Here is a 14,447-nt window from a genome sequence, read left to right on the forward strand (position 1 = left end):
CGCATCCCGGCACGGGCCACCGGCCTGACCCCGCACGGGGCAGGAGCGCCCCGGCCCCGGGCGCGGTCGGCCCTCACCTGCGGGGCGAGCCCATCGGCGCGCGGACGAGGGTGTCGTCGACGAAGCAGAACCGCCAGTCCTCACCGGGCTGCGCGGACTGGATGACCGGATGCCCGGCCGCCTCGGCGTGCGCCCGGGCGTGCCGGTGCGGCGAGTCGTCGCAGCACGCGACGTGGCCGCAGGTGACGCAGAGCCGCAGCTGGACCCAGTGGGTGCCCAGCCGCACGCACTCCTCGCACACGGCGGTGTCCGTGCCGGTCACCCGGATCCGGTCCAGATGGGTGCACGAGGTGCTGATGGTCTCCTCGCGGACATAGGTCCAGTTCGCGCGCAGCAGCCGGTCCGGCATGACGCGGGCCAGGAGGTGGGAGCGGGCCGCGAGCACCGGGCTCACCACCGCCAGGACCAGCACGTAGAGCGCCACGAACGGCCCGATCCGGGCGTCGAGCCCCGCCCCCAGCGCCAGGGTCGCGAGGATCAGCGAGAACTCGCCCCGGCCCAGCACGGTCAGCCCGATGTTGGCCGCCCCCCGCTGGTTGAAGCCGAACAGCCGCGCCGCCACGATCCCGGCCGTGACGTTGCCGAGGAGGGTGACGAGCACGGCGACCAGGACCGGTACGACGACCGCGCCCATCTCGCCGACCTCGATGCTCAGCCCGAAGGCCACGAAGAAGACGGTGGCCAGCACGTCCCGCAGCGGAAGCACCAGGCGCTCCAGGCGCTCCTTCAGGCGGGTCCGGGAGATGACCAGGCCGATCATCAGCGCGCCGATCGCATCGGAGACCCCGACCTCCTCCGACACCCCCGCCACCAGCACGGCCAGCCCCACGGTCAGCACGATCAGCAGCTCGTCCTCGCGGTCCCCGACCAGCCGGGCCACCGCACGGGCCCCGAACCGGGCCACGGCGAAGAGCAGGGCGAGGAACCCGAAGCTGACCGCGACCTCCCCCACGAGCGCCAGCGGCGACTCGGCGTCCGAGAGCACCGGGGACAGCAGCGCGAGGTAGAAGGCGAGGAACAGGTCCTCGATCACGATGATCCCCAGGATCACCGGGGTCTCCGCGTTGGTCAGCCGGTGCAGCTCGACGAGCAGCTTGGTGACGATCGCCGAGGAGGACACCCCGAGCGCCCCGGCGACGACCAGCGCCTCGGCACCGCCCCAGCCCAGTGCGAGCCCGAAGAGGAACCCGGCGCCGACGTTGAGCCCGATGTAGCAGCCGGCGGCGAGGAAGAGGCGGCGGCCCCCGCCGAGCACCTGCTCCAGGGGGAACTCCACGCCGAGGTGGAACAGCAGCAGCACCAGCCCCAGGGCCGCGAGCAGCCCCAGGTCCTCGGGGTGGGAGATGACGGACGGCCCCGGGGTGCCGGGGCCGAGCAGGATGCCCACCAGCATGTAGCAGGGCACGGAGGGCAGCCCGACCCGCCGCGCCAGCCGGGCGACCAGGCCCGCGACGAGCACCGCCAGGCCGAGCCCGACGAGGTCCACGTGCACCGGCCGGACCTCAGCCCTCGAAGTACGTGGACGACAGCACCGCGCCCACCTTGCGCGCCTCCTCGTCGCTCAGCTCGATGACCGCCGCCGGTTCGGAGGAGCGGTCGTCGAACACATAGAGGTCCCGCACACCGCCGGACCGCACGACCACCGAGATCCGCTGGTCGGAGCGGCCGAGCTCGATGTCGTACCGCTTGCCCATCCCGGGCAGCTCCTGGACGTGCACTCCCTGGCCCATGGCTCCTCCTCGCGCGGTCCGTCGACGGACGGGGGGCCCGGCCCCGACCCGGGGAGGGCTCACCCCTTCAGGGACAGAATGTCAGGCTGTGCAGGGGTTCGCGTGCCTTGTCGGGGCCGGGAAAAGCCCTCGGCGCACCGGGCCCCAGGCCGTACCCTGGATGGTCAGAGGTTGTCGATCGGCGAGAACCCTGCAACGGGAGGTATGTGCAGGCCACAGAGCCGGCCCATGACTCAGACACCCACAGCCAAGAACCCGGCGCCTGGGCAGGCGCGAGCCCAGTTCACCGTCCCCGCCAAGCATCCGATGGTGACGGTCCTCGGCTCGGGTGACGCCCTGCTGCGCGTGATCGAGAAGGCCTTCCCGGCGGCCGACATCCACGTCCGGGGCAACGAGGTGAGCGCGGTCGGCGACCCGGCGGAGGTCGCCCTGATCCAGCGCCTGTTCGACGAGATGATGCTCGTGCTCCGCACCGGGCAGCCGATGACGGAGGACGCAGTGGAACGCTCGATCGCCATGCTCAAGGCGGCCGAGGACGGCACCGGGGAGCCGGGCGCCGAGTCCCCGGCCGAGGTGCTCACCCAGAACATCCTCTCCAGCCGCGGGCGCACCATCCGGCCGAAGACCCTGAACCAGAAGCGGTACGTCGACGCGATCGACAAGCACACCGTGGTCTTCGGGATCGGCCCGGCGGGCACCGGCAAGACCTATCTCGCCATGGCCAAGGCGGTCCAGGCACTGCAGTCCAAGCAGGTCAACCGGATCATCCTGACCCGGCCCGCGGTCGAGGCGGGCGAGCGGCTGGGCTTCCTGCCGGGCACCCTCTACGAGAAGATCGACCCCTATCTGCGGCCCCTGTACGACGCGCTGCACGACATGCTCGACCCCGACTCCATCCCGCGCCTGATGGCGGCGGGCACCATCGAGGTCGCACCGCTCGCCTACATGCGCGGGCGGACCCTCAACGACGCCTTCATCATCCTGGACGAGGCGCAGAACACGAACCCCGAGCAGATGAAGATGTTCCTCACCCGGCTCGGCTTCGACTCGAAGATCGTGATCACCGGTGACGTGACGCAGGTGGACCTGCCGAACGGCACCAGGAGCGGGCTGCGCCAGGTGCAGGAGATCCTGGACGGGGTGGAGGACGTGCACTTCTCCCGGCTCACGAGCCAGGATGTCGTACGGCACAGGCTCGTCGGCCGTATCGTCGACGCCTACGAGAAGTACGACAACGGGAAGTAGTCACAGCGCACCATGTCGATCGACGTCAACAACGAGTCCGGCACCGAGGTCGACGAGCAGGCCGTCCTCGACGTGGCCCGCTACGCGCTCGCGCGGATGCGCATCCACCCGCTCTCCGAGCTCTCGGTGATCGTGGTGGACGCCGAGGCCATGGAGCAGCTCCACATCCAGTGGATGGACCTTCCCGGGCCCACCGATGTCATGTCCTTCCCGATGGACGAGCTGCGCCCGCCGGCGAAGGACGACGAGGAGCCCCCGCAGGGGCTCCTCGGCGACATCGTGCTCTGCCCCGAGGTCGCCGAGCGGCAGGGCGCCGAGGCGCCGACCCGGCACTCCATGGACGAGGAGCTCCAGCTCCTGACCGTCCACGGGGTGCTGCACCTGCTGGGCTACGACCACGAGGAGCCGGACGAGAAGGCGGAGATGTTCGGCCTCCAGGCCGCCATCGTCGACGGCTGGCGGGCGGAGCGGGGGCTGACCGGCCCCTCGCCGGCCCCGACCGTGTCATGACCGGCCAACTGCTCGCCGGCGCGGTCGCGCTGGTGGTCGTGGCCTGGCTCGCGGCCTGCGCGGAGGCGGGCATCGCCCGGGTCTCCGGTTTCCGGGCCGCGGAGGCGGTGCGCAACGGGCGCCGCGGGGCGGCGCGGCTGGAGCAGGTGGCCGGCGACCCGACCCGCTACCTCAACGTCGCCCTGCTGGTGCGGGTGGCCTGCGAGATGGCGGCGGGTGTCCTCGTCACCTACGTCTGCCTGGAGGAGTTCGAGGAGACCTGGGCGGCGCTGCTCGTCGCGATCGCCGTGATGGTGCTGGTGAGCTATGTGGCCGTCGGGGTCTCCCCGCGCACCATCGGCCGCCAGCACCCGCTGAACACGGCCACGGCGGCGGCGTACGTCCTGCTGCCCCTGGCCAGGGTCATGGGCCCGGTCCCGCAGCTGCTCATCCTCCTCGGCAACGCGCTCACTCCCGGCAAGGGCTTCCGCAAGGGGCCGTTCGCCTCGGAGGCCGAACTGCGGGCGCTGGTCGACCTCGCCGAGCAGGAGAGCCTGATCGAGGACGAGGAGCGCCGCATGGTGCACTCGGTCTTCGAGCTGGGGGACACCCTCGTCCGGGAGGTGATGGTGCCGCGCACGGACCTGGTCAGCATCGAGCGGTTCAAGACGGTGCGCCAGGCGCTGACGCTCGCGCTGCGCTCGGGCTTCTCCCGCATCCCCGTCACGGGCGAGAACGAGGACGACGTGGTCGGCGTCGTCTACCTCAAGGACCTGGTCCGCAAGACCCACATCAACCGCGACGCGGAGGCCGACCTCGTCTCGACGGCGATGCGTCCCGCCGTCTTCGTCCCCGACACCAAGAACGCCGGCGACCTGCTCCGCGAGATGCAGCAGAAGCGCAACCACGTGGCCGTGGTCGTCGACGAGTACGGCGGCACGGCCGGGATCGTGACCATCGAGGACATCCTGGAGGAGATCGTCGGGGAGATCACCGACGAGTACGACCGCGAGCTGCCGCCCGTCGAGGACCTGGGCGAGGGCCGCTTCCGTGTCACGGCGCGCCTGGACATCGGCGACCTGGGCGAGCTGTACGGGCTCGGCGCCGACGAGTTGGACGACGAGGACGTGGAGACGGTCGGCGGCCTGCTGGCCAAGGCCCTCGGCAGGGTCCCGATCGCCGGTGCCGGTGCGGAGGTGGACCTGCCGGACGGGCGCTCGCTGCGGCTGACGGCCGAGTCGCCCGCCGGGCGCCGGAACAGGATCGTCACGGTGCTCGCCGAACCGGTGGACAAGCCCGAGGGCGACGAGGCGAGCGGATGAGGGCCGCGGGGCTGCGGGCGCTGTGCCTGTCCTTCCCGGCGGCCGGCGAGGAGTTCCCGTTCGGCCCGGAGACCTCCGTGTTCAAGGTCGGCGGGAAGATGTTCGCCCTCGCGGCGCTGGAGGCCCGGCCGCTGACGGTGAACCTCAAGTGCGACCCGGAGGACGCGCTCCGGCTCCGGGCCGCGCATCCGGAGGCCGTCGTCCCGGGGTGGCACATGAACAAGCGCCACTGGAACACGGTGACGGTGTCCGCGCTGCCCGAGCGGCTGGTGCGCGAACTCGTCGAGGACTCCTACGACTTGGTCGTGGCCGGGCTGCCCCGTGCCGAGCGCCTGCGGCTGGACCGCCCGTAGCGCCGGGGAGCATGTCCCGGCGCCCCGGACCCGGGTGGCGAACTGGTGTTCGGGGGGCCCTGTATCCTCGGTGATCGCCCGAGGGGAGGGGCCTCCCCGCGGTCCTTCGCATCCTGGGGAGAACCCGCCATGTCCGTCCGTGTCCGCCGCGGCGCCACCGCTCTGCTCGCCCTGTCCGTCCTGTGCCTCACCGCCGCCTGCGGTGGCGGTGGCGAGGAGGGGAGGCCCGCGGCCGACGCGCCCGCCGCGTCGGCCGAACCGCTGACGGCGGAGCGGATGGCGGCGGCCGTGCTGGTCCTCGGGGACCTGCCCTCCGGCTGGGCGAAGACGAGCGCGCCGACCTCCGAGGAGCCGCCCCCGAGGGCCGCCGAGCCGGAGTGCCAGCCGCTCGCCGACATGCTGGGCAGCAGGGTGGGCGGTGCCGAGGCCGGAGGCAGCGCCGACTTCCAGCAGGACGGGGGCAGGGCGGAGCTGACCCAGCAGGTCTTCACCTTCCCCGGCAGCGGTGCCGCCGACCGGGTGGCGGCGATCGGCGAGGCGGTGGAGGCCTGCCCCACCGTGAACGTCACCGTGGAGGGCAGCGAGGTGCCGGTGAAGATCGCGCGCACCGACGTGCCGAAGATCGGTCAGAGCTCGCAGTCCTTCTCGATGACCCTCGCCTTCGCTCCCGGCGCCGAGGTGACGGCCGACCTGGTCGTCGCCCAGGAGGGCACCGGCTTCACCCGTGTCGCCTTCGTCAACGACGGTGGCGCCGAGGCCGGGAAGACCCGTGCCGACCTCGTCACCCGCGTCGGCGACAGGTTCGTCGAGGGGGTCCGCGGCTGACCCGCGGTCCGGCCCCGGGGCGGCCTTCGCGGCGCTTCCGGGGCCGATCTATGCTCGCTCCATGACGCAGAGCCCCGAACCCGGCCCCGAGGACCGCAAGATCATCACGCTGGCCCGCAGTGCCCGGGCCCGCAACGGCGTCCCCGAGGGCGCCGCAGTCCGCGACGAGACCGGTCGCACCTATGTCGCCGGGACGGTGGCTCTGGCCTCGCTCCGGCTCAGCGCCCTGAGGACGGCCGTGGCCATGGCGGTCGCGAGCGGTGCCACGTCCCTGGAGGCGGCCGCGGTCGTCTCCGCGGAGGAGGCGCCGGCCGAGGAGGACCTCGCGGCCGTCCGGGAGCTCGGGGGCCCCGGGACGCCGGTGTTCCTCGCCGGTCCCGACGGTGGGCTGAGGTCCCGGGTGGAGGCCGGCTGAGGCCCGGATGCGGGGCCCGCTCCCGGCACCGGCCGGGTACGGCGCCCCGCCCTGCCGGACACGGCGTACCGGAGGGCCTCCGGCATCAGGGAGAATGGGCGCCATGAGCGCTCGTACCCAGTCCTCCGAAACCGTCCACCGGGCCGGTTTCGCCTGCTTCGTCGGCCGCCCCAACGCGGGCAAGTCCACCCTCACGAACGCTCTGGTCGGCCAGAAGGTGGCCATCACCTCCAACCGGCCGCAGACCACGCGGCACACCGTGCGGGGCATCGTCCACCGCCCCGACGCCCAGCTGATCCTGGTGGACACCCCGGGGCTGCACAAGCCGCGCACGCTGCTCGGCGAGCGGCTCAACGACGTGGTGCGGACCACCTGGGCGGAGGTCGACGTGATCGGGTTCTGCCTGCCCGCCGACCAGAAGCTCGGACCGGGCGACCGGTTCATCGCCAAGGAGCTCGCCGGGATCCGCAAGACGCCCAGGGTGGCGGTGGTCACCAAGACCGACCTGGTGGACTCCAAGGCGCTCGCCGAGCAGCTGATCGCCGTCGACCGGCTGGGCAAGGAGCTGGGCATCGAGTGGGCGGAGATCATCCCGGTGTCGGCGGTCGGCGACCGGCAGGTCGGCCTGCTGGCCGACCTCCTGGTCCCGCTGCTGCCCGAGGGCCCGGCGCTCTACCCGGAGGGCGACCTCACCGACGAGCCGGAGCAGGTGATGGTCGCCGAGCTGATCCGCGAGGCGGCGCTGGAGGGCGTGCGCGACGAACTGCCCCACTCGATCGCCGTGGTGGTCGAGGAGATGCTGCCCCGCGAGGACCGCCCGGCGGACCGCCCGCTGCTGGACATCCATGCCAACGTCTACATCGAGCGGCCCAGCCAGAAGGGGATCATCATCGGCCCCAAGGGCGCACGCCTGAAGGAGGTCGGCATGAAGTCGCGCCGCCACATCGAGGCGCTGCTGGGCACCCCGGTCTACCTGGACCTCCATGTGAAGGTCGCCAAGGACTGGCAGCGCGACCCGAAGCAGTTGCGCCGTCTCGGCTTCTGACGGCTCACCGGCACCCCCGCACCGGCCGGGCGCTCCCGTGCCCTACGGGCCCGCCCCGGGCACCCGGGCCGGCCTCCCCCCGCCCCGCGGCCGGCTCTCCGTGCCGAGGGCCCGGCCCGGGCACCGGAGCGCTCAGGCGCCCTCGCCCAGGACGAGCGCGACCAGCTCCCGCTGGGCCGCCGACAGCAGGGGGTCGGCGCAGTGCGTCGTCCGCCCGTCGACGGTGATCCGGTAGGCGAAGCCGTCGGGGACGCCCGGTGGCGGTGCCCCGTGCCCGTCCGACACGGCCCGCTCGGCGAGCGCCCGCAGCTTCGCCTCGTCCTCCCGCGCCGAGGTGTCGACCTCGCCCTGCCGCTCGATGCCGGCGAATCCGCCGCTGCGCCGTACCTCGATCCTCATCGCGTCCCTCTCGTGGTGGCCGGCCCGCTGTTCCGGGACGGCTCCATGGTGGCGGCACCGGGTGCGGTGCGGGAGGGGCCCGGCCCCGTGCGGCGCCGGGTGGCCGGCCTTCGTTCCCGGGACGGACGGGCCCGGGCCGCTCCGGCCGGTTCGCGGGCGGCGGGCGGGTGCCGATTCAGGACAGGTTGAAGGGTCGTGGACGGTCCTGACACCGGCGCGATCAGCGGCCCTCCGAGTCAAGGCCCGTCTTTCGGCCGCGCGTTCGATCGGCGGCGTGTTTGCCGTACCACCATCCGGATAGCGTCAGCTCGGTCGTGCTGCGCCCCTCCACTGCGCCCCGTGGGCGTTCCGTGTGGGGAACCAGACATGTTTCGTACATTGCAGTGGACTGCGCAGTCCACTGTGTTGCACTACAATGGAGAGTGCGCGGTCCGGCGTGGCGTCTACCGACGGGGGGACAAGGTGGCGATACAGCAGAGGGCGGAACGGACGAGACTGGCGATTCTGACGGCCGCGGCGCGAGTGTTCGACGCGGTCGGCTACGAGCGGGCCTCGCTCGCGCGGATCAGCGCCGAGGCGCAGGTGACCACCGGGGCGCTGGTGTTCCACTTCGCGACCAAGGCGGACCTCGCGGCCGCCGTCCGCGAGCGGGCGCGCGCCGTCACGGGTGTCACGGTCGAGACGGCCTGCCTGTCCGGCGGTACGGCGGTCGAGAAGCTGGTGTCCGCGACCAGGGCGCTCGTCCGGCTGCTGGAGACGGACTGCGTGGCGCGTGCGGGGGAGCGCCTGGCCCGGGAGTTACAACCCGCCGGATCGCCGATGACACTGGAGTGCCCGTGGCGGCGCGAGGTGGCACGGCTGGTCCGGCGCGCGGGGGACGAGGGCGCGCTGCACCCCGGTGTCGACGGCACGGTGGTGGCGGCCCTGATCGGCTATGTCGTCCAGGGGGTGGAACTCGCCATGAGGGCGCCCGCGTCGCCGGACGGGGAGCCCTGGCCGGGTGAGATCGGCGCGTTCCACGGCTCCGCCGCCGAACGGCTGGAGCGCATCTGGGAGTTGATCCTGCCGGGCCTGGTGCCGCCGGGTCCGGCGGGCCTGCCGTGCCGGGGGGTGCCGTCCGTGCGCGCCCGCGAAACCGTTCGGGCGCCCGCCTCCTGACCTCCCGTCCGCCCGCAGACGCCCGCCGGGAGGGTGCGGCGGGCACCTGCGGGCCCCGGGCTCCCCGGCGGCACCTCAGCCGGGTGGGATGAGCCGTCGGGCGAGGTCTGTCAGCGAGGTGGCGATCCGGTCCCGAGAGAGCCCCATCCCATGGCGCTGGAACCGGAAGAGCTCCGGCGCCAGAGGGCTGAGGACGATGTCGATGAGGGCGTCCGGATCGGCTGCCCGGCCCTCCACCAGCAGGGTGCGCACATGCACCCGCCAGAAGCCGTAGGCGCCGGTCGTGTACCGGTCGGGCCCCACCTCCGCGCCGAGCGCCAGCGGCAGATGGCGCTCCAGCAGGTCGAGCATGGCGAGGTAGAAGGCCGAGAGCCGCTCGGCCGGGGGCGCCCCGGGGCCGAGCGGCGGGGGGCCGTAGATGAGCTGGCCCTGGAGCCGGCGTTCGTGCTCGTCCAGCAGGGCCACCGCGACCGAGGAGGGGTCGGGGAAGCTCCGGTACAGCGTCGCCCGGCCCACGCCCGCGGCCTTCGCGATCCGGTCCATGGTGATCGTGCGGGGGTCGTGCTCCGTGAAGAGCTGCTCGGCGGCAGCCAGGATCTGCGCACGGTTGCGCACCGCGTCCGCCCGCCGCCGGGGCGTGGCCGGGTTGTCCTGCGGGGCCTGCAGGTCGCCCAGGGGGCCGCCGACGCGGTGTACGGAGGCGGACGGGCGCCCACGCTGCTCGTCGCTCATGGGCCGACCTTACTTCCCCTTCCGTTAAATGGACATCTTGTCCGCTTGGGCTGCCGCGTGCCATGCTAAGTGGACACACAGTCCACTTACCCCGTCCCTACCGTCCCTACCCACCCGCTCCAGGGAGATCCAGATGCACACCGCGCTCCTCGCCGCGGCCCTCCTGGTCGGCTGTCTGCTGGCCGTCCAGGCCTCGGTGAACCTCCAGCTCAACTCGGCAGTCGGCACTCCGTACGGCGCCTCGACGATCCAGCTCGGCGTGGCGACCGGGCTGCTGCTGGTCCTGGCCGTCGGCGCGGGTGCCCTCGGCGCCCTCGGCAAACTGCCGGACGTGGAGCCCTGGCAGCTCCTCGGCGGGCTCGCGAGCCCCCTCTACATCACCAGCGGCATCCTGCTGTTCCCCCGCCTCGGCGCCCTCGCCGCCGTCGGGCTCTTCGTCACCGGCCAGATGTTCGCCTCGCTGGCGCTGGACCTGTTCGGCCTGCTCGGCCTCGCCCGGAAGGACCTGAGCGTCGGCATCGTGGCCGGAGCCCTGGCCGTGCTGGTCGGCATCGTCGTGATCATCAGGGGCCAGAAGGCCGCCGCGCCCGCCGGGGCGCCCAGGATGTCCCCCGTGGGGCGGGTGGGCTGGCTCGGGCTGGGCATCCTCGCCGGCGCCGTGCTCCCGGTGCAGGGCGCGGTCAACGCGCAGCTGCGCGCCCGGCTCGACGAGCCCATCACCGTCGCCGTGATCAGCTTCGCCGTGGCCACCCTGACCATCGCCGTGGTGCTCCTGGTCCTCTACGCCACCCGGCGGACGCCCAAGCCGAAGATCGCGCCGCTCAAGAAGATGCCCTGGTGGGGCTGGCTGGGCGGGGCCTGCGCCGCCGCCTATGTCACCGGCACCTTCCTGCTGATGCCGTCCATCGGCGCGGCCGTGACCATCGCGCTCACGGTCACCGGCCAGCAGCTCACCTCGGCGCTCATCGACCACCGCGGCCTCTTCCGCCTGCCGCAGCGCACGCTCACCGCACCCCGTCTGACCGGCCTCGCCCTGCTCATCGCCGGCTCCCTCACCATCCAGCTCGTCTGACGCCCCGGACCGACCGCGACCCACCGGAGTACGCCATGAAAGCGCCCTACACCGCCGGGCCGGACATCCACGTCCTGCCGTCCGTGCTGCCGATACCCGGGCTGGGCGACCAGCCGGTCAACGCCTTCCTCGTCCGCGGGGCCGAGCCCCTGCTGGTGGACGCGGGCATGCCCGTCGACCGGGAGGAGTTCCTGGAGGCCCTCTGGTCGCTCATCGACCCCGCCGACCTGAGGTGGGTCGCGGTCACCCACGACGACCGCGACCACACCGGTGCGCTGAGGTCCGTCCTCCAGGCCGCTCCGCAGGCGAAGGTCGTCGCCAACGCCATATCCGTCACCCGAATTTCCGAGGAATTTACCATTCCTGGAGAACGTGTTGTGACGGCCAACCCCGGGAGTCGAATCAAGCTCGCCGACCGTGAGCTGAGTTTCCACCGGCCGCCCACCTTCGATTCACCCGGAACGCTCGCCCTGTTCGACCACTCGGACGGCACCCTCTACAGTTCCGACAGCTTCGGAACGGTACTGGAGGAAATCGGCCATGATTTCTCCGAGGTGGCCGAGAAGGAATTCTTCGAGGGCTTCGACGTCCTCAACCGGGCCATAGCGCCGTGGACCGCGATCGTCGACGAGGAGCGGTTCGCCGCACGGCTGCGCCCGCTGGCCGGGCTGAGCCCCGAGCGCCTGCTGAGCGCGCACGGGCCCACCGTGCGGGGCGCGGCCGTCGAGCGGCTCTTCGAGGCGATGGTGCGCATACCCGCGCTGCCCGCCTGGCTCCCGGAAGCGGACCTCGACCTGGAGGCCGCACTCGACGCCCACGAGGCGGCCGGCGGGCGCTAGCCCCGTCCCCTCGTCCCCGTCCCCGTCCCTGTTCCGACCCCGTCCCGACTCCGCCCGTACCGACGCGGACCCCCGCACGCACCGAACCCGAGGAGTACGCCATGCCCGACGCCCCCCGCACCGAACTGGCCCCGCCGCGCGGTGTGATCACGGTCTTCTCCGACATCTGGTGCTCGTTCGCACACATCGCGATCCACCGGCTGCACGCCACCCGCACCCGCCTCGGCCTGGACGAGCAGGTCGCCTTCGACCTGCGGGCCTTCCCCCTCGAACTGCTCAACGACGCCCCCAGCCCCCGTCCCGGCACGGACAGCGAGGTGGCCCGGATGGCCTCCCTGGAGCCGGGCGCCGGCTGGCAGCTGTGGCAGGCCAAGGACTGGCTGTACCCCTCCACGACCCTGCCCGCGCTGGAGGCCGTCCTCGCGGCCAAGGAGCAGAGCCTGAACGCCTCGGAACAGCTCGACCTCGGTCTGCGCCGGGCCTTCTGGGCCGAGTCCCGCTGCATCAGCCACCGCAAGGTCATCGTGGACGTCGCCAGGGACACCGAGGCGGTGGACGTCGACGCGCTGGTCGAGGCGCTGGACGACGGCCGGGCCCGCAGGGCCCTGGCGGACCAGGCCCGCGTCTCGGCCGGCGAGCAGGTGAACTGCAGTCCGCACCTGTTCCTGCCCGACGGGTCCGACCACCCCAACCCCGGCATCGAGGTGGGCTGGGAGGGCTCCTACGGCATCGGCTGGCCCGTGATCCACTCCGACGACCCGAAGGTGTACGAGGACCTCCTCCTCCAGGCCGCCACCGAATAGCCGCACACCGCCGCCGAACGGCAGGGCGGCGGGACGGCGACCAGGCATTCCGGGAAGCGGAATGCCCGGTCGCCGTTTTATTTTTCTCCCGCATATCATCGCGGTGATTATTAATTGCGTGACCCGGCCGTTATTCGCGAAAGCGGCCGAAGCTCATACAGTGAATTCCGCAGGATCGGGAACACCACTCCGACACACCCGCAGATTCGATTCGATCCGGAGTTCTTCATGTCCCTGAGCGAAAAGGCTGACGTCAGCACCTTCGTCGACCTCACCCAGCACGAGATCGAAGCACTCAAGACCCGGTTCAACCTGGCCGACGCCCACACCCACCAGCGGCAGTCCGCGTCCCAGGAGCGGATCGTCTCCCGCCTCCCCGAGCTCTGGCACGAGTCCGAGACGAAGCAGCAGGCCCACTTCGAGCGCCGCTTCCTCGACGCCTTCTTCCGGCTGCACCGCCAGCCCACCGCCCTGGCCATGGGCCGCACCCTGCTCTCCTACTCCGCCAGCGTCTCCACCATGGTCGCGGGCATGTACCTCAAGCAGCGCGGCATGTCCGTCGCCCTGGTCGAGCCCTGCTTCGACAACCTGGTCGACCTGCTGCGCAACATGCAGGTGCCGATCTCCCCGCTCGACGAGTCCGCGCTGCACGACAAGGACGCCCTCTACGAGCGCCTGGTCGAGCAGGTCGACGCGGACGCCATCTACCTGGTCGACCCGAACAACCCCACCGGCTTCACCCTGCTCGCGGAGGGGCTGGAGGGCTTCCGGGAGGTGGTCCGCTACTGCGTGGACCACGACAAGGTCCTGGTGATGGACTTCTGCTTCGCCTCCTTCGCCCTGTGCGACGAGACCATCGGCCGGGTGGACGTCTACGAACTCCTGGAGGAGTCCGGCGTCACCTACATGGTCATGGAGGACACCGGCAAGACCTGGCCCATCCAGGACGCCAAGTGCGCCATGATCACCGCCAGCCGGGACATCCAGGACGAGGTCTACAACCTCCACACCAGCGTCCTGCTCAATGTCTCGCCCTTCGTCCTCAACATGGTCACCCAGTACGTCGAGGACTCCATCAGCGACGGCTTCGCCTCCGTCCGCGGCATCATCGAGACCAACGGCGAGGCCGCCCGCAAGGCCCTGAGCGGCAGCGTCCTGGAGTTCCAGGAGCCCGTCGTCGGCACCAGCGTGGCCTGGTTCCGCATCACGCCCGAGAACCTCACCGCCACCGAACTGCAGGCCGTCCTCTTCGACGAGGAGGTCTACGTCCTGCCGGGCACCTTCTTCTACTGGAACACCCCGGCCAGGGGCGAGCGGTACCTGCGCCTGGCGCTGGCCCGCGAGCCCGAGGTGTTCGCCGGTGCCATGGAGCGGATGCGGAAGGTCCTCGAGCGCTATGCCGGCTGACCGGGACGGCGCCCGGGCCGCCGGCGCAGGCCCCGCGGACTTCGTCGACGCCACCCTCTTCATGGGCATGCACAGCAAGGACGACACCGTCCGTGCCGCGGCCAAGACCTTCTTCGCCCGGCGCCTGGCGGCCGGCGAGGCCGGACGGGTCGTCATGAGCTGGGAGCAGGTGGGCCGCTGCGACGACCTGGTCTGGGGCTACGGACGCAGCGTCCAGGACGACTACTACCCCTTCATGGACGTCCTCCACACCGACCTCGCCATCGACCGGATCGGCTATGACGAGGACGACGTCCGCCGCGCCTTCACCAGCCCCGAACTGGACGGCCTCCCGGCCCACGAGCGCCTCCTGCTGGCCCAGGTCGTCGGACGCGGAGGCCGGCTGTACACCGCCAGCCCCCGGCTCTCCCGGCTCACCGGGCTGCCCGTCGCACCGGTCGCGGCCGCCGCGGCGGGGGAGGAGGAGTCCTTCCCCGAGCCCCTGGAACGCCTCTACCGGCGGTCCCTGGTGCTCACGGTCGTATCCGAAGACCTCTGAGAACCGCGAGGAGCA

17 protein-coding genes are annotated in these 14,447 nt (G+C 72.0%); 13 read left to right on the top strand and 4 right to left on the bottom strand.

Annotation, left to right across the window (positions count from 1 at the left end):
- Positions 1–73 precede the first annotated feature (73 nt).
- Both ACGF15_RS22165 and ACGF15_RS22170 read right to left on the bottom strand, forming a co-directional pair.
- Positions 74–1,552, bottom strand: coding sequence for a cation:proton antiporter (locus ACGF15_RS22165; protein WP_345610526.1), 1,479 nt, complete (start codon positions 1,550–1,552; stop codon positions 74–76).
- A gap of 10 nt (positions 1,553–1,562) precedes the next feature.
- Positions 1,563–1,790 carry a potassium transporter TrkA gene (locus ACGF15_RS22170; protein WP_345610524.1) on the bottom strand — a complete coding sequence of 76 codons (228 nt, stop codon included), beginning with the start codon at positions 1,788–1,790 and terminating at the stop codon, positions 1,563–1,565.
- A gap of 228 nt (positions 1,791–2,018) precedes the next feature.
- Here ACGF15_RS22170 and ACGF15_RS22175 point away from each other — a divergent pair, with 228 nt between their 5' ends.
- From ACGF15_RS22175 to era, 7 genes are all read left to right on the top strand, one after another.
- On the top strand, positions 2,019–3,035 hold the full coding sequence (locus ACGF15_RS22175) for a PhoH family protein (protein ID WP_360641961.1): 1,017 nt from the start codon (positions 2,019–2,021) through the stop codon (positions 3,033–3,035).
- A 12-nt stretch (positions 3,036–3,047) separates the two neighbouring features.
- A complete protein-coding gene (ybeY, locus tag ACGF15_RS22180; protein ID WP_345610517.1) occupies positions 3,048–3,545 on the top strand; it encodes an rRNA maturation RNase YbeY in 498 nt (165 codons plus the stop codon).
- Positions 3,542–4,846 (top strand): hemolysin family protein, encoded by a 1,305-nt coding sequence (locus ACGF15_RS22185; protein ID WP_345610506.1) that lies wholly within the window; start codon positions 3,542–3,544, stop codon positions 4,844–4,846. Before ybeY ends, ACGF15_RS22185 begins: the two co-directional genes overlap by 4 nt.
- Positions 4,843–5,199: an MmcQ/YjbR family DNA-binding protein gene (locus ACGF15_RS22190; protein ID WP_345610503.1), complete on the top strand. Its 357-nt coding sequence runs from the start codon at positions 4,843–4,845 to the stop codon at positions 5,197–5,199. Before ACGF15_RS22185 ends, ACGF15_RS22190 begins: the two co-directional genes overlap by 4 nt.
- A 129-nt stretch (positions 5,200–5,328) precedes the next feature.
- Positions 5,329–6,024, top strand: coding sequence for a hypothetical protein (locus tag ACGF15_RS22195; protein ID WP_345610499.1), 696 nt, complete (start codon positions 5,329–5,331; stop codon positions 6,022–6,024).
- Between the two features lie 61 nt (positions 6,025–6,085).
- Entirely contained in the window at positions 6,086–6,439 is a 354-nt protein-coding gene (locus tag ACGF15_RS22200; protein WP_345610496.1) for a cytidine deaminase, read from the top strand.
- 94 nt (positions 6,440–6,533) lie between these two features.
- Positions 6,534–7,484 (top strand): GTPase Era, encoded by a 951-nt coding sequence (gene era / locus ACGF15_RS22205; RefSeq protein ID WP_345610492.1) that lies wholly within the window; start codon positions 6,534–6,536, stop codon positions 7,482–7,484.
- A 132-nt stretch (positions 7,485–7,616) separates the two neighbouring features.
- Here the strand turns inward: era and ACGF15_RS22210 are convergent, their stop codons facing one another.
- Complete coding sequence (locus ACGF15_RS22210) at positions 7,617–7,883, bottom strand: protealysin inhibitor emfourin (RefSeq protein ID WP_392801296.1); 267 nt, start codon at positions 7,881–7,883, stop codon at positions 7,617–7,619.
- Positions 7,884–8,345: 462 nt separating this feature from the next.
- Here ACGF15_RS22210 and ACGF15_RS22215 point away from each other — a divergent pair, with 462 nt between their 5' ends.
- A complete protein-coding gene (locus tag ACGF15_RS22215; protein ID WP_345610485.1) occupies positions 8,346–9,041 on the top strand; it encodes a TetR family transcriptional regulator in 696 nt (231 codons plus the stop codon).
- A gap of 75 nt (positions 9,042–9,116) precedes the next feature.
- Here ACGF15_RS22215 and ACGF15_RS22220 read toward each other — a convergent pair whose 3' ends face one another.
- Positions 9,117–9,773 carry a helix-turn-helix domain-containing protein gene (locus tag ACGF15_RS22220; protein WP_345610482.1) on the bottom strand — a complete coding sequence of 219 codons (657 nt, stop codon included), beginning with the start codon at positions 9,771–9,773 and terminating at the stop codon, positions 9,117–9,119.
- Between the two features lie 133 nt (positions 9,774–9,906).
- Here ACGF15_RS22220 and ACGF15_RS22225 point away from each other — a divergent pair, with 133 nt between their 5' ends.
- From ACGF15_RS22225 to ACGF15_RS22245, 5 genes are all read left to right on the top strand, one after another.
- On the top strand, positions 9,907–10,845 hold the full coding sequence (locus tag ACGF15_RS22225; protein ID WP_345610478.1) for a DMT family transporter: 939 nt from the start codon (positions 9,907–9,909) through the stop codon (positions 10,843–10,845).
- A 35-nt stretch (positions 10,846–10,880) separates the two neighbouring features.
- Positions 10,881–11,684 (top strand): MBL fold metallo-hydrolase, encoded by an 804-nt coding sequence (locus ACGF15_RS22230; RefSeq protein ID WP_360641939.1) that lies wholly within the window; start codon positions 10,881–10,883, stop codon positions 11,682–11,684.
- 101 nt (positions 11,685–11,785) lie between these two features.
- The gene (locus ACGF15_RS22235) at positions 11,786–12,487 is read left to right on the top strand and encodes a DsbA family protein (protein WP_345610470.1); all 702 of its coding nucleotides are present in this window, start codon (positions 11,786–11,788) and stop codon (positions 12,485–12,487) included.
- A 228-nt stretch (positions 12,488–12,715) separates the two neighbouring features.
- Positions 12,716–13,894, top strand: a complete 1,179-nt coding sequence (locus ACGF15_RS22240) for an aminotransferase class I/II-fold pyridoxal phosphate-dependent enzyme (RefSeq protein WP_345610466.1) — start codon at positions 12,716–12,718, stop codon at positions 13,892–13,894.
- The gene (locus ACGF15_RS22245) at positions 13,884–14,432 is read left to right on the top strand and encodes a DUF6190 family protein (protein WP_392801302.1); all 549 of its coding nucleotides are present in this window, start codon (positions 13,884–13,886) and stop codon (positions 14,430–14,432) included. The genes ACGF15_RS22240 and ACGF15_RS22245 overlap by 11 nt, the downstream gene beginning before the upstream one ends.
- Positions 14,433–14,447: the final 15 nt, after the last annotated feature.

It is taken from the genome of Streptomyces sp. NPDC048001 (assembly GCF_043203115.1).
In the GTDB taxonomy this organism is placed as follows: Bacteria; Actinomycetota; Actinomycetes; order Streptomycetales; family Streptomycetaceae; genus Streptomyces; species Streptomyces sanyensis.